Origin of the sequence: Sphingobacterium olei, assembly GCF_005048855.1 — a bacterium.
GTDB lineage: Bacteria > Bacteroidota > Bacteroidia > Sphingobacteriales > Sphingobacteriaceae > Sphingobacterium > Sphingobacterium olei.
Map to the genome: position 1 here is coordinate 1 of NZ_SUME01000002.1, position 22,308 is coordinate 22,308.

The following is a 22,308-nucleotide window of genomic DNA, read 5'->3' on the forward strand; positions in this document are numbered from 1 at the left end:
CTATATTGTATTCTTGTGGCTTATACCCCAATATATCACCGCTTTCATTGATCATGGTGTCTACATAATCATAAATATACGCGTAGTATTTGCGCTCTCCAGTCTTATCGTAAGTTTGTAATATCGATTGCGACACTAATCCGTGACAGTAGTTCCATTTCGGCGCTTTTGAAAAATCAAGCATCCAGGCTTCAGGATTACGTTTCATCTCTGAATCTGCCATCCGGGTATAGTTTTTCTGGGCATATGATCCAAAGCTCAAAAGAAAAACATAAATCAGTATTAGTAATTTTTTCATCAAGATCTATTTTACCGTTTAATAAAGTTATTTTCCTCCAACCATTTTTCGCAAATACTTACCCACTCTTGTGTAGATCCTGGATTGTCTCGCAAAGCGACAGCATGTTTTCCGTCGGGAAAAATATGCAGCGAGGATGACACATCAAACATCAGCAATTGCTCGAAATATAGTAGACTATTTTTTGTACACACTGCATTATCATTAAAAGCATGTACAATAAATGCCCGTGGTGTATCTTTATCGACCTGCTTGTGTGCGCTATATCTATCTATGAGTTCTTGAGATGGTTTCTCTCCTAGCAACTGTCGCTTACTCCCTTGATGTGCATACTGCTCCATATCGATAACCGGTGAAATCAAAATCTGAAATGCAGGTATATAATCGTAATTGTCTGCTCCATCTCCCAATCTTGAAAAATCGTCCCGACAGGTGCTCAATGTAGCCGCAAGATGACCTCCCGCAGAAGACCCCATCACGCCCACACTTAAGGGGTCTATCCCCCATTGATGTGCATGTTGTCGTATCATACGCATAGCGCGCTGTGCATCCTGCAAAGGCGCTAGTTCTTTTTGCTGCACATCAACCGAATGTGGCAATCGGTGTTCGAGCACAAAAGCATGCATACCTAATGTATTGAACCATTTTGCCAATTGGTAACCACTCACTTGATACGCCAATCGCGAATATCCTCCTCCAGGAATAATTAAAACCGCCGCACCTTTATTTTCCTGATTTGAGGTAAAGAAAGCCTGCATTCGTGGTTCGCCGATCTGATATATCCGCTCATTGGCAATGCTATCCAAAACAACATGTCCTTTTGAATTAGGCATCATTCCTTTGGGCCATAAGTCTATACGTTCTTGGCTTTTTGCTGCAAGACAGATCAGAAATAAGGCGATAATAAAATTTATTTTGATGTTCATATATAATAACAATTATTTCATTGCAACACCATCATCCACAAATCCGGGATGCTGGCTACCCATGGTGTTTTCATACGTATAATCCGTTGCTTGGTTTGACGTAAGCTGGTGAGACCACGCTACTCTGGTATCCGGACTAGCCCCTTCACCTGCCGACTTATATTCAGCATAGAAGGCTGTCGTTTCATTGGCAGTCTTTCCCCAGTTATGCCATCCCTCGCTACGTATGTGCTTACCTAAATGAGGTTGTAAAAACACGACACTGGCATGTGGGCGCCAAGGTCTTCCAAGGTAAACTGAACCTGGTGCAACTGTAGGGTACGCCGTAATACTACAGTTGCGAAAAATATAACCAAAAGATTGCCCTTCGGGAGTCGATGCCGCCGTAATGTAGCCATTTCGTGTACTTTGTATGTGGCATTCATCAAAAAAAGCAGTAGACCCCCCGAAGATAAAATCTACCGATCCTTCGATATAACAATCCCTAAGATATTGGAACGTGCCACTTCCAGCATACCAGGTATCTTGATGTCCCAGAAAACGACAATTTCGGAATGAGGATCGCAGTCCGCCGATATTAATAGCAAGCGCTTGCCCCGCATTCATTCCAGCAGTATTGGCAAATGTTAGGTTTTCCGCAACAAAGAAATTTCCATTGGCAAAAAAAGAGGCAGATCCACTGGTACCATATTCCGCTCCATCAGGCTTGAGCCGTTTGGCATAGTTGTCAAAGGTCAAGATGGTATATTTGGCATCCTCTCCGTAGAGATAGATATGGTCTTTGTTTTTGGGAATAGTAATGACCTCTTTGTACGACCCCTTTTTAATATAAATATAGAAATAAGTGGTCCTTTTATTCGGCGCCGCATTGATAGCCTCTTGCACAGTTGTAAAATCTCCTGTACCATCTAGTGCTACGACCACATCGGCTTTTATCTTTTCGTTTGCTCCATTTAACTGATCGGGTGCTAATGGTGACTTCTGATTAGGAGCACCACCTGCTATCAGGACAAAATAAACAGCTAGCAACAGTACACTACAGGCCATGTTGACTATGCTAGAGAGATACACTTTATGATTAAACTTTATCATCATTAACTTTATAATAGACCAAATTATTTATAGACACATTGATGGTGTTAGTTTCTTACTTGAGAGCAACCTCGATTGTCGCTAAACGCTCATTTTCCGAACTACCACCAACAAATACTGTAAATTCACCTGCTGATACATCCATGGATTGCGAAGCTTCGTTCCACCATTGAAATTCCTTAGCAGATAATTCAAACTCAACAGCGACAGTCTGTCCAGCAGAAATAACAGTGCGCTTGAAAGCTCTCAAGGTTTTTGATGGCCCATCAACATCTCCATTCTTACGTAAATACACCTGAACAACCTCTTCACCATTTATTTTACCCGTATTGGTAACCGGAATACGCAACTTAATGTGCTCCCCCACTTTAATTTTTTTCTTATCTACGCGAGGTTTACCGTATACAAAAGTCGTGTAACTTAGTCCGTGACCGAACGGAAATAGAGGGGCCTCATCCATGTATCTGTAGGTACGGCCCTCCATGTCGTAGTTTTCAAAATCTGGCAACTGCTGTACATTTTTATAGAATGTTACCGGAAGACGGCCTGCTGGATTATAATCACCAAATAGTACCTCAGCCACCGCCGTACCGCCGGATTGTCCGGGATACCATGCTTGCAATATAGCTTCACAATTTTCTATTTCGGGTTCTAAACCGATTGGAGATCCCGAACAGTTTACCAACACCACTTTCTTCCCTGCATTTTTTAATGCTTTAATTAAAGCACGCTGTACCGCAGGCAGTTCAATATCAGTACGGTCACCACCTTTGAATCCAGGGAGATTTACCCCCATTTCTTCACCCTCCAAAGATGGGGAGATACCACCGACAAATACCACAACATCGGCATCCTTTACCTTTTCAACCGTCTTCGCTATATTGATTTCTTCTTTATATCCAAAATCAAACAGGAGCTGCGCATCACCCCTGTTATAGGTAAAATCAATCTGGATATCATACGGCTTTCCGGCTTCGACTTTTAAACCGTGCGACATTTTACGGCTACCGTGATTAGCCTTCACACCTTTGACTTCTTTATTATCAATCAGAAGGTTTACAATTCCATTGACATAGAAATCAAAAAACACCTCACCTGACTTTTCAGGAACAAAAACGGTATTATAGCGGGCCGAAAAATCAGTCAGCACTACGCCTGGTGCAAAGACTGTAGCCCCCATAGTACAAAAGTTAAATGGTGCTGTAACCCTTGTGCTCACATCCGGCTGTCCATTACGTTTCAGGTTATTCCAATAGCGGGCGCTAAAACCTGGACCACCCTTGGATCGGCATTGGTTGAAAACGCTTTCCAGAAGCGTTGTCTCCACCAAGCCACTGCCGCGTTCATATATTAACTTATCGGTTTTACCTAAGGCAGCCTTTATACCATCGAGGATAGTGATTGTGGCCGCTGGTGTACCGTTATAATTACCCCATTGCATAATAGAATCGTGCGCGTTGGGGCCGACCACAGCAACTGTAAGTCCGCCCCTCTTCAAGGGAAGTGTACCGTTTTTATTGAGCAATAAGGTCATCGACTTGCGGGCAATATCTAAAGCCAAACTATCGTGGGCCCGCGAAGCCACCACGTCGTAAGGGATTTTGGTCCATGAGACCTGGCTGTCGTCGTCCATCTCGCCAAGTTGGAAACGTGCAAGCAGTAGCCTACGCACCGACACATCGATAGCCAACTCCGTAATAAAACCCTGATGTACACTTTCTGCTAACGCTTTATAGCTTGATCCGCAATCGAGATCAGTTCCACTCAAAACCGCATGCGCTGACGCACTCGCCGCATCGGTGTGCGTCTCATGTGCACCTTCATTATAAAAGTCGCGGATGGCACCACAGTCTGCGACGACAACTCCCTGAAACCCCCACTTTTCCCTTAAGATTTGAATGAGTAATTGATTGCTTCCACAGCACGGCTGGCCTTCAAATCGGTTGTAAGCACACATGACCTCTTTAACGCCAGCATCCTTAATCAACGCTTCAAACGCAGGAAAATATGTTTCCCATAGATGCCGAGGTTTAATATCTTTGGCGTCAAAGGAATGTCTATTCCATTCGGGTCCGGAATGCACAGCAAAGTGCTTCGCACAGGCATGAAGCTTATCATACTTCCGATCAGCAGGACCTTGCAACCCCTTAACCGCAGCAACACCCAACACGCTAGTCAGATAAGGGTCTTCACCGTATGTCTCAATACCTCTACCCCAACGTGGATCACGGTAGATATTTATGGTAGGCGTCCACATCGTAAGTCCCTGGTAACGTCCATACTCACCTTGCGCCGAGTAGCACGTATTCTTTGCACGACCTTCGTCCGATACGGCGTTAAAAACATTGAAGACAGCATTCTGATCAAACGCCGCCGCCATACCAATAGGCTGCGGATATACCGTAGCAATACCAGTACGTGCTATGCCGTGTAGGGCCTCATTCCACCAGTTATAGGTTTTTATGTTTAATCGTTCAATCGGTTGAGATACATCTTGCATCAATGTGATCTTTTCTTCAAGCGTCAGCCGCTTAAGCAGATCTTCTACACGCACTTCAAAGCTAAGGCTTGGATCTTTGTAAGCCTCTTGCGCGTCTACGAAAATACTGCATGCCAGCAAAATCAAAATGGAAAAAACGTGTATCCATGTTATTTTCATATCGTTCTAGTATTTGTATTCAAAATGATTGTGAGGCTTTACCGATCTTTTTATAATCGCCCTCCAACTGCATTTACCATTATTCTGAAGGAATAATCCGTTCAACATGTATTTCATGTTTATAATATGATTTATACGAAGATCTAACAAAATGCGCAAACGGATTTATACTAATTCGTCTCAGCTGTACAAATTCTATTCATTTTTGTCGTCCAAAGTTTTTGCCGAACGTATTTTATTTTATGTTTGTGTATTGTAAACCAACTATCCATGAAAAGGTACGTCCTATTATATATTCTGCTAGTGATATTGATCAAATCCTTTGCCCAAAGCAAAGGGTCTTTTTCGGTAAAGCAGTACAATATGGACGATGGGCTAGCACATACACGCACAAAAAATATTATCCAAGATAGCAAAGGGCAAATTTGGATTAGCACGTGGAACGGCATTGATCAGTTCAATGGTTACAATTTTCGCAACTTCAAATCCTATCCCCACGATAAGGTAAAACTCAACAACAATCGGATCGAAGGACTCAGCGTCAATGCAGCCGGTAACATATGGTTACGAACCTACGGTTCGCAGGTATTTCTATTTAACAGTAAGCTGGAGGTATTCGAGGATATATTTTCCGACAAGCAACACCCATTGGTAAACGATATTAAGAGCTTGGCAAATGGTGCCACGTGGATCACCGCGCAGAATCATAATCTGTACCGGATAGATGATCGTAACTATACTGCCGAAGACGGCGTTCGTGTATTTGGCCCCACTACATATCCTTACCTAGGTAACACTATCCACAACATCTTTCTCGATAGCGAGGGTGACGAATGGGTATTAAGCAATAAAGGGACCTTCACGTACGGCAAGAAGAAGGTCAGTAACAACATGCCCTTTCATTTTATCACAGAATTAAACGGCACGATTTATTTTGCTGCTCGAAATGGCTATCTCGCCACATACCGGGACGGAAAGCTTGCACCCTTTGAGCTACCTTTTGAACTGACGGATATCTTTAGGCTCCACAAGCTGAACCCAGAGTTACTGGCAATTGTCACGGCAGACCAAATTATCATTTACCATACGCAGACTAAGCGCTTCAGCCGATTTGTACCACCTGCTGGTCAGGAATTTATATTTTCCGAAAAGACATTTTATGACAGCCATGGCCGCATTTGGGCATTCGCATCCGGACGACAGCTCGTTTGCTATGACACGAAGCGAGGTGAGCAGCACACCTTGCCGTATCCCGAACTATCCGGACTGTCGTTAACACCCAGCGCTATATTTTTCCTCCATGAGGACGAACACAGACAGCTATGGATACTATTACCCGACGGCGTATTGTGCGCCTATAACCCAGAACAACGCAAACTCGATCTAGCATACTATACACCACTTTCCGGGCAGCTTACCCATTATGCAGTATCTGCCCGAGAATATCTGGTAGATTCGCACAAAAACCTTTGGCTAAGCACAACGGATGGAATCCACCAGCTTTCATTCCGAGAAAAGAGCTACGAACGTATTGCGGCATCCGCCGATGGTGAGGTGAGGAGCATGTTCAAGGATGACCAGGATCGCATGTGGATAGGAAAGAAAAATGGCACATTAGCACTATATAATAAAGCAAATGATTATTTGGGTAACCTGACTTCTGCTGGTACAATCGTAAGGGATAAAAAAGCGGTGTTCGGTGCAAACGTTTACTGCTTTATACAGGATCACGAAGGGCAGATCTGGTTGGGTACACGGGATCAGGGTTTATTTATCTTACGCCCCAGAAACGCCCAAACGTATCAGGTCACAAATTATAAGCCGACATCCGATCCATACAGCATCGGTTCTGAATCTATATTCTCCCTCTATCAGGATGCGCAAAAGCGTGTCTGGATCGGGGGATATGGCGGTGGACTAAATTTAGTCGAAAAAAAAACTGATGGTACCCTTCGATTTGTCCACGCCGGCAATCGGTTAAAAAACTACCCTGTCGACCAGTGTGGTTTGGTGCGCTATGTATATCAATCCAAGAATGGAACCATGCTTGTCGGTACCAGTAACGGTCTGATCACTTTTTCAGGTACATTCCAAAAACCAGAGCATATCGGTTTCTTTCATAATGCATCCACAGCCGACCGAACCGACTGTCTGAGTAACAATGAGGTGCTGCACATCTCTCAGGATCGGCGGCAACAAATCTATGTATCCACTTTCAGCGGCGGCATCAGCATCACTACAGACTCGCCTAACCTGCTTTCCGACAAAATAAAGTTCAAAAATATAAACCGAACCAACGGTCTCATATCCGACCTATCCTTATCGGTAATCGAAGATCTTAAAGGTTATCTTTGGATTGCCTCGGTTAATGTATTGAGTCGCTTTAACCCGACCAACGAGCAGTTTGATCACTTCAGTAAAGAAAATTTGGGCCTCACACCGCTAATCAATGAGGCCGCCCCCATACGGGATCCGGATGGAAATATTATATTTGGCACCACCGACGGAGCCTTACGCGTGCTCACCGATCGCATGTTGCGAAGTACATTTGTGCCGCCAATTGTATTTTCCGCTATCCGTATCCAGCGTCAGGATATACAGGAAGAGCGCAACGTCGACGAAAATGGTATCCTGATGCTTGCGGAGGATGAGCGAAATATTTCGGTTTCCTTTGCCGCCCTCGACTATACCAATATCAAATCGATCCAATATGCCTACCGGCTCAAAGGCACCGATAGTACCTGGGTGTATCTCGGTCATAACCGGTCAGCCAGCTTTGTCGAACTGCCCGCTGGCAGACATACGCTGGAAGTAAAGTCAACAAATAGCGACGGCGTGTGGGTAGAGAATGTTGCGAGCATACAATTTTATATTACGCCGACATTCTGGGAAACCGGATTTTCGTGGGTAATTTACATTTTAGCACTTGCCCTGCTGGTGCTCCTTATTGTGCTTATTGTATCCTATATTATGCAGTTGCGCAAGCGAGTAGATGTGGAGCAGCAACTGACCGGACTTAAACTAAATTTTTTTACAGACATTTCACATGAACTGCGTACCCCTCTCACGCTCATCGCAAGCCCGATCGAGGAAGTTTTACAGCATGAAAAGTTATCTTCCAGCGGTCGCGCATACCTGCAAACGGCCAAGCAGAATACACATCGTATGCTCCGCTTGATCAATCAGATACTCGATTTTAGAAAGATACAGCACCAAAAAATGAAGGTGTATCTCGAGCAAGCTGATGTAGCAGCACTGTTAGAAAAGACTTTTAACAGCTTTTCACCAATTGCCCGACAAAAGCAGATCAACTATACCCTTGAGCAGGATATCACCTCTACACCACTCTACGTGGACGTGGATAAAGTCGAAAAGATCTTGTTCAACCTCTTATCCAATGCGTTCAAGTACACACCTGCGGGGCGGCAGATCGCCATACGGGCCACGGTAGAAGACGGAAAGTTGGTTCTTATGGTCACGGACGAAGGCAGCGGTTTCGATATGGGCAAGGCGAAAGGGCTATTCGAGCGTTACGAAACCAATGATGCCGACCCAAGCATCTCATCAGGCATCGGATTAGCTTTGGTGCATGAATTGGTAGACCTCTTGCATGGTCGTATTGCCGTGGACAGCGAAAAAGGAAAGGGTAGCGCTTTTACTGTGCGATTGCCTATCGCTTACGAAGCCTTTTCTGGCGATCCAAATATCGAACTAAAACTTGGTGATGGTGTTGCAGAACAAGCGCATACAACACCTATAGTGGATACTGCTCCTGAAACTACGAAGCGTACCAGCATTTTAGTGATCGAGGACAATGATGAGCTGCGCGACTTTATCCGTAGCATACTTGAGCAAGAGTACGACATACTGGAAGCCTCCGACGGGCGAAAAGGTCTCGAAATCACGTTGGACAAGCTACCCGATATCGTCGTAAGTGATGTGATGATGCCCGACATGGACGGTGTGGCCTACTTAGAGGCCGTCAAGAATAACGTTGAAACTTCACACATTCCGGTGATTTTACTAACAGCTAAATCCGCGCTGGACGATAAAATAAAAGGCATGGAGTATGGTGCCGATGACTATATCACCAAGCCTTTCCATGCCAGTTATCTGAAAGCCAAGATTGCATCCCTGCTCAAGCAACGCGAGCTGCTTCGGGAATATTATCTGGCACATAATAGTACTTTCGAGCCGACAACAGGTACAGCAGTCAAATCATCACCGTCATGGGGTCCCTCCGTTCCCAAAGTTACAGCATATGATGACGAATTCATCCGTAATGTGATTCAGGGTATTGAGGATAATATTGAAAACACCAACTTTAAAATAGACGATCTGGTAGCTGGAATGAATATGAGCCGGGCAGTATTCTACCGAAAGATAAAAGCCATCGTAGGTCTTTCTCCCGTCGACTTTGTGAAAAAGATCCGTGTCAAGCGTGCAGCACAATTGCTGGAGACCGGACAGTTTACTGTCGCGGAAGTCGCTTATCAAAGTGGCTTTAGCACATCGCAATACCTCAGCAAAGTATTTAAGGAAATGATGGGTTGCACACCCACAGAATACTTAAAAAATCTCAAGAACAAGTAATTTTTGATTGTTACAGTCTATTTTTTACCATACATAGTCGGACGAGTTCGCTTTTCACAGAAATAGGACAAATAATCAGAAACCTATCTTCTGAATGAATATTGCACATATTTGATTAAATATTACCCTCTCTTTCGGTCGCTAGACCGCACATTTGTAATAATATTGTTATAAACCTCCAAATTCTACTGTTAAAATGGCTATGTATTTCACGTACGTAAACGCATTAAATTCTTCTTAGCATAAGTGCTAAACCATACTTACATCTTCATGTAAGCATTACTTTTTATATACCTATTAAATGAGAACCTAATCAAATATAAATCAATGAAAAAAATGAATGTATTAAGAAAAGAACGACTTGTCTTCCTCCTATTCTCCTTCTTGATGATGAGTTCGTGGGCTTTTGCACAGACTACTGGCATAAGCGGTCAGGTCAAAGACAAATCTGGAGAACCGATTATCGGCGCTAATATAAAAGTGAAAGGCGGAACAATTGGGACTACTACGGATGCTAACGGTAATTTTACACTGTCGGAAGCCCCCGTGGGTAGTATTCTTGTAGTCAGCTACACAGGATACAATACCCAAGAGTTTCCGACCAATGGTCGGACAACTGTCAGCATTACGATAGAAAGCGAGGATCAGGCCCTTGATGAAGTCGTAGTGATTGGTTATCAGACGGTGAGACGCCGGGATCTTACCGGTTCGGTTGCGTCGGTTGGGGGCAAAGAGCTGGCTACCGCTCCCGTTATCAATGTAGCACAGGCACTACAGGGTAAACTACCCGGTGTCAATGTTATGTCTCAGGATGGCCGACCAAATGCAAATGTATCCATTCGGATCCGTGGCGGGGGATCGATCTCCCAAAGCAATGAACCGTTAGTATTGATCGACGGAATACCCGGAAATATTGCCGATATACCAAGCGATATGGTAGCAAGCGTGGATATCTTAAAAGACGCTTCATCCACAGCAATCTACGGTGCCCGCGGAGCAAACGGGGTTGTACTCATTACCACCAAAAGGGCAAAAGCTGGAAAAAGTACCATCACCTACAGCGGCTTTGGGAAATACAATACGCCTACGGGCTATATGGATGCATTGAATCCCTATGATTATCTAGCTTTCAAATGGGCCATGCTTGATGCGTACGAAGAGCTGGATTATGTTACGCCATTCAAGGAATTATTTGCTATTGGGGACCAAAAGGGAGCTAATACGGCCGGTATAGACGCATATAGGAATGTCCAACCGTATAACCTTCAACAAGAACTGTATGGCAGTTCCTTTTCCCACAACCATGATCTATCTATATCGGGCGGAACAGAGATGACTAAAATATTGGTTGCAGCTAGTTACATGGATGAAGCTGGGATGAAATTAATGTCGAATTCCAGAAGGGCCTCCGCTTTCTTTAAGATTGACCAAAAGATCAGCGATAAACTGAACTTTAACATGGACCTACGTTATACAGACAGGCGGAATCAAGGCAATGAAGGGACTACAAGTGGCGCAGGGTCTATTCTATCGTCTGCCTACCGGTTTCGTCCTATCGCCATTTCCGATATCTTGGGCAATACCGATCTACTTGCGCACGCAACACTGGGTGAAGAGGCCTCGGTAATGTACGGTGTAACTAACCCCGTGAATAGGACTAAGGACATCGATAATCTTGCATTTGAACAAAACTTTCTAGGTACAGCAGGCGCAAGATGGAATATTTTGGAAAATTTGAGCTATTTCAGTGAGTTAACTTTATCCCGCAGGTATACCAAAGACCGAAACTGGCAGGGAAGTACCACGGATCCCAATTTTTTTGTATCTAGCGGAACCATGGAAACTATGGATCGCGTAATCTATGCCGGTAATGCCGACTCTAGGAGAGGCGACAGATGGGGTTTACGCTGGACAAACACACTAAATTATGACGTACTCCAAAATAATACACATCGGCTTACCATTTTAGGTGGTCAGGAGGTAACGACAGGGGGCGGTAGCGATATGCGAATAAACGCGTTACGCTTCCCTTCCAATTTCAAGAAGGAGAATGCCTTTGCGATGATGAACCAGTTTGATAGCAGCATTGCGACCAACATGACGGTAATAACCTCAGAGGTGACCCCAGGTCGTATTCTTTCCTACTTTGGTCGCGCGAACTATTCGCTCTTAGACCGTTACCTTTTCACTGCAACAATACGCGCCGACGGTTCGTCCAAGTTTTCACCAGAGCACCAATGGGGGTACTTTCCTGCTGCTGCAGTAGCGTGGAGGATTTCTAACGAATCTTTTCTAAAAAGCCAGAGCTGGATCAACGATCTGAAACTGCGCGCTTCCTACGGTGAAGTCGGTAACGATGCCATAGATCCAAATCAATGGAACCAACTTTGGATCGCAGAGACCGATCCACGTAGCCAAGGCGCTTTGAATAACTTACTCCAGCCATCATATGACTTAGCTTCACAACAATTTGCTAACCGCAATCTTAAGTGGGAAACGACCGTCACCCGCAATTTAGGTCTCGATTTCACCTTGTTTGACAATAGGTTATCGGGTATGATTGAGGTGTACAATAATAATACAAGAGACCTTTTGATGCTCACAGATATTCCGTCTATTACCGGTTTCAACACCAGTTATGCTAATGTCGGACAAACAAGCAACAAAGGGATAGAGATCTCCCTATCGGGTACAATTTTTTCGAATAATGATTGGAATATCAGCGCGGGCGGTAACATCAATTTTAATAATCCCAATGTAGATTTTCTTGCAGAAGGTGTTCAGAGTGCCTACGGTACACAGTTTTTGCAATCGAACCTTCCGAACAATGACTATCTACTAGAAGAAGGAAAGCCGGTCGGAATTGTCATGGGTTATAAAACCACGGGTAGGGGTTTCTACGAGACCGGCGATTTTACCTATGATGCGACCACAGGCAGCTACACACTCAACGATGGGATTCCAGATCTATCCCCTCAATTTGTCGCCCACCACAAAGGCGTCGTACCAGCTGGCCAACAAGCTTATCCCGGTATGCCTAAGTTTGTCGATACCGACGGAGACGGTATCATCGACACCAAAGATTATGTGGAGATTGGCAACATGACACCGAAGCATACGGGTGGTTTAAACCTGAACGTAAGTTACAAGCGTGTTGACCTTGCGGCCTACTTCAACTGGAGCTACGGTAATCAGATCTATAACGCCAATAAGCTCGCTACACTGTATAATGGTAATAAAGGCGGAGGTCTTTACGGAAACAAGCTTGACATCGTTAATGACGGTTACAAGGTCTACGATATAGACGCGAATGGCGATTTAGCCCGAGTAACGACGCCGGCAGCCTTAGAGGCGCTTAATCAGCATGCGACATTGCCATTGACATACATGCATCAAGGTTATGTAAGCGACATCGGCATTGAAGATGGGTCCTACCTCCGTCTGAACACATTGACCTTAGGATACAATATGCCATCACAATGGTTGAGCAAAGTAGGCATGAGCTCGTTACGGATATACGGCACAGTATTCAATGTGGCTACGTTGACGGGCTATAGCGGTATCGATCCGGAAGTCAATGCGAATCCAAATATCAACAATGCGCGCTATCCGACACCGGGCTTTGACTGGGGAGCTTACCCACGTCCACGGCAATACACTTTTGGATTAAATGCATCTTTTTAAGCAAGATTATTTATTGAAATTTTTAAGATGAGAACGATGAAAAAATCACCTATATATATATGTTTTGCATTGACGTTAGCAATGTTTACACAGTGCAAGAACTACCTGGACGTTAATAACCCTGGCGAGAGCGATGATGCATTCGTGACCTCTAGCCCCGAAGAGACCTACAAGACATTATCTTGGTGTTATGGCGAATACCGTACGAATGTAGCGGCTGGCGGAAATTATAATTTTCAGGATCCTTTGGGCTCAGATGCAGAGTACATGAGCGAATTTCCTACGGCAAATAATGTTATTGCCCGTCTACAACCTGAAGCTACGGCGATAGGCAGTCTGGCCACGCAATACAACAGTTTAAATATCATTTTGGCGCGTGCCGCCCGTATCGCAGATGCCATAGAGAAGAAAGGTGTACTTGAACGAGCAGAAGGTACGGATGTATGGACTCAGCTCTATGGCGAAGCGAAAGCCATGCGCGCATTGTGCGGCTGGGAGCTGGTACGCCATTTTGGCGATGTCCCGTTCGGTTACGAGAATCAATATGTACAAGACTATGAATTAACTTCCCGTTTTGAAATAATGGATCAGTTGATCGCCGATCTACAAGCCGTAGAAGCCCGTATGTACAGAATCGGGCAAGGTAACATTACCACCGAGCGCTTGAGCCGTTCCTATGTACACGCGCTTATTGGCGAAATTGCCTTGCATGCAGGGAGCTGGCAGACCATCCGTACGGATATAGGGGGCCTGTATGGCGATGTGCAGTTTGAAACCAAAGGCACGGATGACGGGCTCTGTAAATACGCCCGTCGTACGGACTATCTAGATTATATCCGCATAGCCGAACAATATTTAGGAAATGCGGTTAACGATGCGGAGATACGGGGTCCTGTCAACTTGATTACAACAGACTCCCGGGCGGTCAATAACCCATTTCAGGCTGTATGGCAACATATCAACTCCAGAAGATCTAGTCCAGAATCGCTGTTCGAGATAGCCTGTGCGCCGGGACAGAGTTCGGAACACCCTTATTCCCAAGGTCGCCCCGGCTCCAATAACGGTGCCGTTGCTGTACTAAACACATTTGCAGCAATCCGTATTATTCCAGCTTTCTTTTACAACGGCTATGAAGATGGAGACAAACGGCGCGACGTAAGTATGGTCGTAACGGGTAGTGACGCAGCCACGGGTAGAGAAGCGTTGATGCCTCTAGGTGCGGGTACGCGGATCGGAGGAGGCGGACCAGCAATCAATAAGTGGGATCAGAACCGGGGCGACAATCCACTAATTCCGAACAATGGCAATCGTGCATCAGGCATGAACTATACGATTATGCGTATGGCCGATGCGATGTTATTGCTCGCCGAGGCCAAAGCAGTGCTTGGTACGGACAATGCAGGTGCAGTCAATTTAGTTAACCAGATCCGTGCAAGAGCATTTGGTGACAACACGCATAATATCTCTGCGCTATCCGGTGAAGCACTCCTGGATGCGATCTACGCGGAGCGAAAACTAGAGCTATTGGGCGAAGGGGATATCCGCTGGGATATGATTCGCTCCGGAAAATTTAATGAAAGAGCAATCGCCGTGCGCCAACAGATGGAAAATATGATGGCAGGCCTGGCAACCAATGGCTATTACACATTTCCGAGCGGACGTACAATATCAAACTATATCTGGACGAAGCATGTCCAGGTAAACCCGGGCAGCACGGCTGCTGTGGTAACCCAGGAAAGCACGGATCCGAATAATCCAGCATTATACCCCGGATGGAGAGGGATATATAATTGGAACGCAGCTGCGCATGCCGCGGTTTCTGCCAAAAATTTAGCTATCAAGGGCCTATACACCTATATCGATCCCGACGGAGCGGAAGCAGCTGCTTTGGTAGCTGATGGTTACACACGTGTCAATTGGGGCATCGCGATAAACAGCGGGACCAATCCGGCAATGTACAGAGCTGCGATCCTCGATGGTGTAGTAGGGCGTGAAACCAATGCTCCTCGGTATTATCACCCTATGCCCCTTACGGTTATTGATCAGTCAAAAGGTAAAGTTACAAACGGATACGGGTTACCCAATAGATAGGTAACGTATCAGACCTGAAATGTAGGGCTATATAGGCTCCGAGAAGATCCCCTAGATCTTCTCGGAGCCTTTTCTATCTGCCTACCATTGTTTTACCGGCGCGTGTGTGCAGGCCGCGTGCGTAGCATATCGGCCTTAAGCTAGTAATCTTATGATGGTCGTCGACCGCTAAATTTTAGTTTCAATTTCATCATTATGTCTGTCTGTTCATCATCACCCAATTTGAAAACATGTCTATCAAATTCAATAAAGCCGTTTTTCTTATAGAAACTAATTGCTCTTGGATTTTCTTCCCAAACACCTAACCAAACATAGTCAGCCCCTTTTTGTTGGGCAACTTCCATAGCCTTTCCATACAGGATTTGTCCGACTTTTTTACCATGAAATTCTTTTAGGACATAAATTCTTTCTATTTCAATAGCCTTTTCGTCTTTTAGTTCTGTTTGAGATGCTCCAAAGTTTATTTTCAAATAACCAACTACTTTATTTTCAGATAAGGCAAAATAGAATGCTGAATTTTCATTATTGACTTCATCTGTCAACGTTTCAACAGAAAACCCCTCGGCTAAATATTTTTTCATATTTTCTTCGGTGTTACTCCGAGAAAATGTTTCTGAAAACGTCTCCCTGCCGATTTTTTGCAATTGCTCAATATCGTTTAATGTTACTTTGTGTAATATTATTTCCATTGCTGTACTATTTTTAAATAACCTTTCGTAATCAGACGAACCTCTATTTTGATGTGCCCCCAGTTCCCGGAGCTGAAGCTAAAAATGAGAGATTTTTTTAAAAGAAAAGAACTTTTCTAATCCAAATCGACAAACACAAAGGTAGGCACGTACCTTCACTATCTAACACAGGTCCTCCACTAGCTCCTGCTGCGTAATCGGCAGAAATAGTGCCGCGATCAAAACTCAAAGGTAACGAGATTATTACATTGTACAATAACGAATCGAATGTATTATCGGATCTAATCCTTTTTAAACCATCAAAAAAAAGATAAAAATATTATTATCAAACTATTAGATGAGTAGACGTTTAACTAATGTCGCAATGTACAAATTGCATATTCTTTTCACTGTATGCGACTTAGTAAAGCCAATTAAAAAAGCGCGATCCTTCTTACAAGATCGCGCTTTTATTTACTCGTTTTTCCTTAGCTTTCCGAGCCATCCGCTTACACCGTAGCTGACTAATGCTCCTATCGCAGATAGTACAACTGTTTCTAAAACACCTCCCCATGTAATAGAGGCCCATACCGAACAGAAGGTACCACCCAGTGTACTGATGCGCACTTCGTTAAGTTTCATCAGCCTCCTCCTTTCTGTCCGGCTCTGGCCTCTCTTCAGTTTCTTCACTGACATCGATGTCCGCATTCCCACTTTCCTTATCCTTCTGGCTCTCTGATTCGGGCTTTCCGTTATCCAGCACGGACTCCAGTATCCCCAAGCCCACCGCGACATATTTGATAATATTCAATGCCTTTCCCGGCAATTTAATTGGCGCCAGCAGTATCACCTGTAGTGCCTGGCTGATTTTGTTTATAATGTTTTTCATAGTATTTAATATTTAGATATGAGATGTTAGATTTGAGATACATAACCGTTATCACGTCACTGCGAGAATTCACGAAGCAGTCTTCCACTAATTACTTTATAGATCGCCGCGTCGCTGCGCTCCTCGCAAAGACGAGAATAACAGTTCTACCCCCTAGTCACTAACTCCTAACCCCTAGTCTCTAACTCCTCGAAGACTGCCACGTCGTATTCCTCGTTCTGACGACAAAGACACTTCTAACCCCTGATCACCAATCTCCATCCAGGCCTCACCGCGTGCTACCGCATCCAGCAGTAAACCGTACAACCGCTTATAGGCTTTGGCCGATTTCTCCAGCAAGTAATCGCCGTCCTCATCCTTTTTGTAGTGGTCACCGACCAACAGACAGCCCGAGGTATCGCCAATATTGTTGCCAATATGTATATACACATACGAAAAGTTCGGGATGTCACTTATCTCGATCATGCCGCGGTGCAGAGTCGGATACCGCTTCTTATAACGGGCATTCATACCCCCATAGGTATTTAGCTTCAATCTATATCGACCGGCCGGTATGGCCGTGCTGCCTTTGATCTTGACCTTACGGACTAAATCCTCCAGCCCATAGCAAACGAATCTGCCGTCGATATAGCATTCGGACAGGGTACTCTCCTTCCCCTGCCGAATACGTTTTACAACGATTGTCATTAGCGTACGATAATCGACACTGCTTCGCTCCAATCGCCAGTTCCCTTGCCATTTCGTGCACGCACCCTCACATAACAGCGGTCACCTGGTGCCAATCCTGAAATATAGTTCGCACGGGAATTGGTCGTACGGTGCAGCTCACCCCACTCCGGATCGCTATTCGCATCCAAAGAGATAGCATATTGATATTCGTATTCCCAGGCAATCCGCAGCGATCCAAACATGAAGCGCAGCTCACCACTTACACGCCCGTCCAATAACCGTAAGTTTTTCGGAATACCCGGATATGCTGTGGATTGTGGTGGCGGTACCAACTCAAAGCCCGAACTGGCCAATATCTGACCATCACCTTTTGCCACGGTATTCACATAGAAGGACAGCTCCTTCATAGCCTGCAGCACCAGTGCGCGGGCATTATCCTTAGCCTTAATCTCGAGCTGACTGCCCCGTTTACTCGCGATTTCATGTTTCTCCCGGTAGTCGTTGACGATCACGGTATAGTCGTCCATTGTAGGCCGAGGTTCCGGAAAATTAAGATTATCGGTCATAGAGGCGAGCGTACGCCCGGCCAGTGTAGAAAGGGAGTAGTCATCCCATTTCTCGTAACTTTGATATATTGTTGCTTTACGCATAACTGTATTGTTTGATGTTAACTGATTGTGTTCTTTTACTTGAGGGTGGACTTACTGGATCCATCCCTGTTTGGATTATTTCGTCGGATGGTTCCGCACGAATCTGATTTGCTTTGGATTCAACCATTTTTTTCCTCCATGTTGATAATGATCCAAAAATGTGGAAGACCATAGGGAGAAAAGATTTTTCAAACAACACCGTACAACAAACAACAACTCTAGTAGAAATGCCATACAACACCTTACAAGCAACAGGTCGGATATGCATGGAAAAATGGCTTGAAGGATACCTCTCACGTGAAATGAAGTACGCCTTACGCCAAATGAGGTACGTCATATCCCACGAAGTGTACGTCATATCCCACGAAGCATACGTCTCGTGCGAGATGACGCATACCTTACACGAAATGACGTGCGTCTAAATCCGGAAAGCATATGGCATAAACCACGGGGTATATGCTTCAGACGAGACGAGGTACGTCTAAAAGCAGGAAGCGTATGCCCAAATCCACAGCGTGCACCTCATATGTCACGAAGCATACACTTTGCGTGAGATGATACACATCTTAAACGAAATGCCATCCATCTAAATGCAGGAAGCATATGTCCAAATCCACGATCTGTGCGTCATACGCCACGAAGCATACACTTTATGTGAGATGACGTACACCTTAAACGAAACGACGTACGTCTAAAAGCAGGAAGTATATATCTAAATCCACGATCTGTACGTCATATGCCACTGAGCATACACTTCGCGTGAAATGATATACATCTTAAATGAAATGGCACCTGTCTAAATGCGGGAAGCATATGCCTAAATCCCCGATCTGTACGTCATACGCCACGAAGCATATATCTTAAATGAAATGACGTACCCCATAAATGAAATGAGGTACGTCTAAATACAGGATGGGTATGCCTAAATCTGCGAAGAGTACTTCCCTTAACTCCTAGTCACTAACCCCTAATTAAACCTTTCCCTTCGGTACGCTGTACCAGAGCCGCGCAGCATCCACCTCGGTCTTGATCAAACGCTTACGTCCGTCGCGTTCAATCTTTGTGAATTGACCTTTTTTGCGCATATCAAAAATTTTCCAGCGACTTACACCGAGAATTCCCATGGCCTCTTTAATCGTCACGAGTTCTTCCTCATCATAAGATGCCGCATCCCGCACATTGCATTCTTCAGGTACGGCTACAGATGCAGATACAGGTACGTCCTCGTTTGTTGAAAGTTGCGTTTCTAATAGATTATAAATAAGATTTAATGTTTTAAGGCAATTGGTAAGTGTCTTAAAGATTGCCATCATCAATTTAATCATGGTTCCGTAGTTTGGACCACTTCATGTACAAGTACAGCTACATGCTTTTCGATGGTATTGATTCGGATAGCACGACCATTTCCGACACAGATAGGAAAAGCAAGTCTACCACAATGCGGTAAAGTTTATAATTAATTTATCCTTCCTAAGGTACCATTAATTATAAATTTTCCCATAACAGGTTGAAGGTAAATCCATCGGAAATATAGATTATAGCAGTATTCGAGTGACCATTATAGCTTTTGCTGTACAAGCCAAGCTACATAGTCAGGGAGATAGGCACCAAGATAATAGGGTAAGTTTAACAGGAGGTAAGGCTTTTTTCCCGGTGTTGTCGTTTTTTCCAGCTTCAATTCGCCTGCATACATACGAATGGCAAAAGGGTGGCCCACCGCTTCGACGTATAAGTGCAAAGATTTGAGGCTTCCGGTTGCTCCCGACTTTATTTCGATAGGAATGGCGATGTCCTTATAGGGGTACAATATATCTACTTCTGCACTTGATTGTGCTTTTTCTCGTACCCAAAAAAGAGGGGGACGTACCACAGTGTGTTGAAGGGAAATCATTTCTTGTACAATCAGATGTGGAATCAACGCACCCTTGTAGGACTTATTGAGATCATCAACTGCCAGCATGTCCCCTTGTACACCTAATGTATAATTGACAATTCCGGTGTCCAGGAACTGTAACCTTGGTGATTTCTTGATATCTTCCTTCAAGGGAGGTGTAGTATCCGTTGTGGGATACACTAAGGAAATGATCTTTGCCTGCTCAAGTGTACGGAATGCTTCTCCAACCTCTCTTGACCGGTAATTCGAGTTTCCAAATCCCTGAAATTTTACGCGTTCATCTAAATATAGAGGTCCAATGTTCATTAGGTGTTTGATAACTCGTCTTTCTGTGTCATTTTTGGTGTACTTCTCCACGTCATCCTTGTAGGTTCCCCAAATGCTTTCATAGACAGCGGGAAGATCGGCTAAGTTATTATGGGCTATATCTGTTTTGACAATTTCAGGCATTCCGCCTATGATCGCATACCGATGAAATGCTTCCATCAACGCGGGGTGGGCAGCAGGGGCCAACGGTATTCGCTGCAACTGATCCAAAAGAGCTGTCCTACCCGTTGCATGGAGATACTCTTTAAAGTTCAAAGGATAAAGATATAAGTACTCCACCCTGCCCACTGGGAAACTCTTAACATCCCTTATAGCAAATTCCAGTAGGGATCCCGCACTGATGACATGCAGGTTTGCAACATCCTCATAGAAATAACGCAAGAACTGAATAGCTTTGGGACTTTCTTGTATTTCATCAATAAACAAGAGTGTCTCGCCGATGTCAGCAGTAGGAATATTATTTGTCAAGAACAAAGCTTCTACGATGGTATTTACGTCGTCAAATTGCAGGAAATAGCGTAAGTCTGCCTCGAGTTCAAGGTTTAAAATGATTGTATGTTTGTAAACTTTCGCGAACTCACGTATCAGCGTGGTTTTACCCACTTGTCGTGCCCCTCTTACAATAAGGGGTTTCCGATTAGATTTTTTTTTCCATTGGTTTAGATAGACAATGACTTCTCGATGTAAAGACATAATTATTAAATTACTTCCATACAAAGATAGCGATTTGTAACAAAATAAGGGTTGTTTTTTTGATTATTTGTAACAAAATAAGGGTTGTTTTACCTAAATCATGTTACAAAATCAACCCTAATTAATCAATCTGATTCCAAATGTTGTAGTGAGAACTAAATTTGCTTATTCCACATCCTTCCATAACACCATAACCGTAAACACCTTGGTATCATCGATGACGTCGATCCTATTCTCTTCACCATAGATCTTCAGCAGGCTTTTGATGAGGGGCAAGCCAAGCTGGGTACTTTCTCGGCTAGTGGCACGGCCCTGCTTTCGGAAATTGGTGAGGCACATATGAAGCCTTCCATCCGGCAGCAGATCCAACGTGAGGTGTAGGGGCCTTCTCGGGTCGTCTACGATACCATATAGGCAGCAATTTTCGGTCAGCGTCATGAGGAGCATGGCCGGCACTTTGATGTTGTAGACCGCTTCCTTGACACAACGGATAACAAGGCGCAACTTTTTACTGCGCTGAAGACGATATATTTTACACAGATTCTTCAACTGCTCCAATTCAGCACCTAACGGGTGGGTCTGCTGGTCATGAATGTCGTTGTAATATCGGAATATCTGCATCAGCGGCTCCGCGATCTTCGCAGCTCTATTCGGTTTCTTTATCGCCAGGATTTGAAATGCAGATAAGGTATTCTTCAGAAAATGCGGAAAGAAGTGTGAACGGAGCACCTCTGCCTCTAATGCGAGCAGGTTATCCCAATCGATCTTGGCACGGTCGATCAGATAACTCATCCAGCCCAGAAACGCAGGCAACACCAGCAAGGAAATAACTTCATTCAGATTCGAGATTTCCCAATCTCCTTCATGCTCCCAGGTAGCCGCCCCCAGCCAAACGCTCACGTATAATAAGCCAAAAAAAACGATTCCAATAGTGACCACATACAGAATCGGAAGGTATAGAAAAGGCTTTCTATAACTATAGGAGATGGGGGCGATGAGGTAACGCGATAATGCAAAAAGGCCTATATTAATGGCGAGCATGGCTATGAAGTCATTCCACCCTGAAAAGGCTGCTGCGCATAAACCTAGTACGATCCAAGCGGTTACAAATATGGCTCCGCACCACAGGATTATTTGCGTTGTTTTATAATTCGATTTCCGAAAAGGCATACATG

General features: G+C 44.5%; 16 protein-coding genes. 4 read left to right on the top strand and 12 right to left on the bottom strand.

All coding sequences use genetic code 11. From position 1 onward, the window contains the following. The 4 genes from FAZ15_RS04395 to xyl3A all read right to left on the bottom strand — a co-directional run. The coding region (locus FAZ15_RS04395) for a glycoside hydrolase family 88 protein (protein WP_202912315.1) at positions 1 to 298 on the bottom strand (298 nt) is incomplete at its 3' end. A gap of 11 nt (positions 299 to 309) precedes the next feature. Continuing rightward, positions 310 to 1,224, bottom strand: coding sequence for an alpha/beta hydrolase (locus FAZ15_RS04400; protein ID WP_136900121.1), 915 nt, complete (start codon positions 1,222 to 1,224; stop codon positions 310 to 312). A gap of 12 nt (positions 1,225 to 1,236) precedes the next feature. Further along, a complete protein-coding gene (locus FAZ15_RS04405) occupies positions 1,237 to 2,319 on the bottom strand; it encodes a pectinesterase family protein (protein ID WP_238387154.1) in 1,083 nt (360 codons plus the stop codon). Positions 2,320 to 2,371: 52 nt separating this feature from the next. Beyond that, a complete protein-coding gene (gene xyl3A / locus FAZ15_RS04410) occupies positions 2,372 to 4,975 on the bottom strand; it encodes a xylan 1,4-beta-xylosidase (protein ID WP_136900122.1) in 2,604 nt (867 codons plus the stop codon). Positions 4,976 to 5,245: 270 nt separating this feature from the next. Here xyl3A and FAZ15_RS04415 point away from each other — a divergent pair, with 270 nt between their 5' ends. From FAZ15_RS04415 to FAZ15_RS04425, 3 genes are all read left to right on the top strand, one after another. After that, positions 5,246 to 9,568, top strand: coding sequence for a hybrid sensor histidine kinase/response regulator transcription factor (locus FAZ15_RS04415; RefSeq protein WP_136900123.1), 4,323 nt, complete (start codon positions 5,246 to 5,248; stop codon positions 9,566 to 9,568). Between the two features lie 336 nt (positions 9,569 to 9,904). Beyond that, positions 9,905 to 13,252 carry a SusC/RagA family TonB-linked outer membrane protein gene (locus FAZ15_RS04420; RefSeq protein WP_202912316.1) on the top strand — a complete coding sequence of 1,116 codons (3,348 nt, stop codon included), beginning with the start codon at positions 9,905 to 9,907 and terminating at the stop codon, positions 13,250 to 13,252. A gap of 36 nt (positions 13,253 to 13,288) precedes the next feature. Next, on the top strand, positions 13,289 to 15,343 hold the full coding sequence (locus FAZ15_RS04425) for a RagB/SusD family nutrient uptake outer membrane protein (RefSeq protein ID WP_136900125.1): 2,055 nt from the start codon (positions 13,289 to 13,291) through the stop codon (positions 15,341 to 15,343). 149 nt (positions 15,344 to 15,492) lie between these two features. Here the strand turns inward: FAZ15_RS04425 and FAZ15_RS04430 are convergent, their stop codons facing one another. The 5 genes from FAZ15_RS04430 to FAZ15_RS04445 form a co-directional block, all read right to left on the bottom strand. Then, a complete protein-coding gene (locus tag FAZ15_RS04430; protein WP_136900126.1) occupies positions 15,493 to 16,032 on the bottom strand; it encodes a GNAT family N-acetyltransferase in 540 nt (179 codons plus the stop codon). A 453-nt stretch (positions 16,033 to 16,485) separates the two neighbouring features. Next, entirely contained in the window at positions 16,486 to 16,653 is a 168-nt protein-coding gene (locus FAZ15_RS22450; RefSeq protein ID WP_162304873.1) for a hypothetical protein, read from the bottom strand. After that, positions 16,643 to 16,900 carry a hypothetical protein gene (locus FAZ15_RS04435; RefSeq protein ID WP_136900127.1) on the bottom strand — a complete coding sequence of 86 codons (258 nt, stop codon included), beginning with the start codon at positions 16,898 to 16,900 and terminating at the stop codon, positions 16,643 to 16,645. Before FAZ15_RS04435 ends, FAZ15_RS22450 begins: the two co-directional genes overlap by 11 nt. 174 nt (positions 16,901 to 17,074) lie before the next feature. Further along, positions 17,075 to 17,587: a DUF5675 family protein gene (locus FAZ15_RS04440; RefSeq protein WP_202912317.1), complete on the bottom strand. Its 513-nt coding sequence runs from the start codon at positions 17,585 to 17,587 to the stop codon at positions 17,075 to 17,077. Next, complete coding sequence (locus tag FAZ15_RS04445) at positions 17,587 to 18,219, bottom strand: fibronectin type III domain-containing protein (RefSeq protein WP_136900128.1); 633 nt, start codon at positions 18,217 to 18,219, stop codon at positions 17,587 to 17,589. Before FAZ15_RS04445 ends, FAZ15_RS04440 begins: the two co-directional genes overlap by 1 nt. A 158-nt stretch (positions 18,220 to 18,377) precedes the next feature. Between FAZ15_RS04445 and FAZ15_RS04450 the strand changes: the two genes are divergently transcribed. Then, positions 18,378 to 18,641 carry a hypothetical protein gene (locus FAZ15_RS04450; RefSeq protein ID WP_136900129.1) on the top strand — a complete coding sequence of 88 codons (264 nt, stop codon included), beginning with the start codon at positions 18,378 to 18,380 and terminating at the stop codon, positions 18,639 to 18,641. A gap of 549 nt (positions 18,642 to 19,190) precedes the next feature. On the opposite strand, the gene FAZ15_RS04455 is transcribed toward FAZ15_RS04450, so the two are convergent. The 3 genes from FAZ15_RS04455 to FAZ15_RS04465 all read right to left on the bottom strand — a co-directional run bounded on the left by FAZ15_RS04455 (position 19,191) and on the right by FAZ15_RS04465 (position 22,303). Further along, positions 19,191 to 19,544 carry a helix-turn-helix transcriptional regulator gene (locus FAZ15_RS04455; protein WP_136900130.1) on the bottom strand — a complete coding sequence of 118 codons (354 nt, stop codon included), beginning with the start codon at positions 19,542 to 19,544 and terminating at the stop codon, positions 19,191 to 19,193. 233 nt (positions 19,545 to 19,777) lie between these two features. Beyond that, a complete protein-coding gene (locus tag FAZ15_RS04460; protein WP_136900131.1) occupies positions 19,778 to 21,133 on the bottom strand; it encodes an ATP-binding protein in 1,356 nt (451 codons plus the stop codon). Positions 21,134 to 21,298: 165 nt separating this feature from the next. Next, positions 21,299 to 22,303: a histidine kinase gene (locus tag FAZ15_RS04465; RefSeq protein ID WP_136900132.1), complete on the bottom strand. Its 1,005-nt coding sequence runs from the start codon at positions 22,301 to 22,303 to the stop codon at positions 21,299 to 21,301. Positions 22,304 to 22,308 lie beyond the last annotated feature (5 nt).

Excerpts from the sequence above, each read along its gene's own strand:
- FAZ15_RS04400 (WP_136900121.1), bottom strand. The coding sequence starts at position 1,224 with ATGAACATCAAAATAAATTTTATTATCGCCTTATTTCTGATCTGTCTT.
- FAZ15_RS04405 (WP_238387154.1), bottom strand. The coding sequence starts at position 2,319 with ATGATGATAAAGTTTAATCATAAAGTGTATCTCTCTAGCATAGTCAAC.
- xyl3A (WP_136900122.1), bottom strand. The coding sequence starts at position 4,975 with ATGAAAATAACATGGATACACGTTTTTTCCATTTTGATTTTGCTGGCA.
- FAZ15_RS04415 (WP_136900123.1), top strand. The coding sequence starts at position 5,246 with ATGAAAAGGTACGTCCTATTATATATTCTGCTAGTGATATTGATCAAA.
- FAZ15_RS04420 (WP_202912316.1), top strand. The coding sequence starts at position 9,905 with ATGAATGTATTAAGAAAAGAACGACTTGTCTTCCTCCTATTCTCCTTC.
- FAZ15_RS04425 (WP_136900125.1), top strand. The coding sequence starts at position 13,289 with ATGAAAAAATCACCTATATATATATGTTTTGCATTGACGTTAGCAATG.
- FAZ15_RS04430 (WP_136900126.1), bottom strand. The coding sequence starts at position 16,032 with ATGGAAATAATATTACACAAAGTAACATTAAACGATATTGAGCAATTG.
- FAZ15_RS22450 (WP_162304873.1), bottom strand. The coding sequence starts at position 16,653 with ATGAAACTTAACGAAGTGCGCATCAGTACACTGGGTGGTACCTTCTGT.
- FAZ15_RS04435 (WP_136900127.1), bottom strand. The coding sequence starts at position 16,900 with ATGAAAAACATTATAAACAAAATCAGCCAGGCACTACAGGTGATACTG.
- FAZ15_RS04440 (WP_202912317.1), bottom strand. The coding sequence starts at position 17,587 with ATGACAATCGTTGTAAAACGTATTCGGCAGGGGAAGGAGAGTACCCTG.
- FAZ15_RS04445 (WP_136900128.1), bottom strand. The coding sequence starts at position 18,219 with ATGCGTAAAGCAACAATATATCAAAGTTACGAGAAATGGGATGACTAC.
- FAZ15_RS04450 (WP_136900129.1), top strand. The coding sequence starts at position 18,378 with ATGTGGAAGACCATAGGGAGAAAAGATTTTTCAAACAACACCGTACAA.
- FAZ15_RS04455 (WP_136900130.1), bottom strand. The coding sequence starts at position 19,544 with ATGATTAAATTGATGATGGCAATCTTTAAGACACTTACCAATTGCCTT.
- FAZ15_RS04460 (WP_136900131.1), bottom strand. The coding sequence starts at position 21,133 with ATGTCTTTACATCGAGAAGTCATTGTCTATCTAAACCAATGGAAAAAA.
- FAZ15_RS04465 (WP_136900132.1), bottom strand. The coding sequence starts at position 22,303 with ATGCCTTTTCGGAAATCGAATTATAAAACAACGCAAATAATCCTGTGG.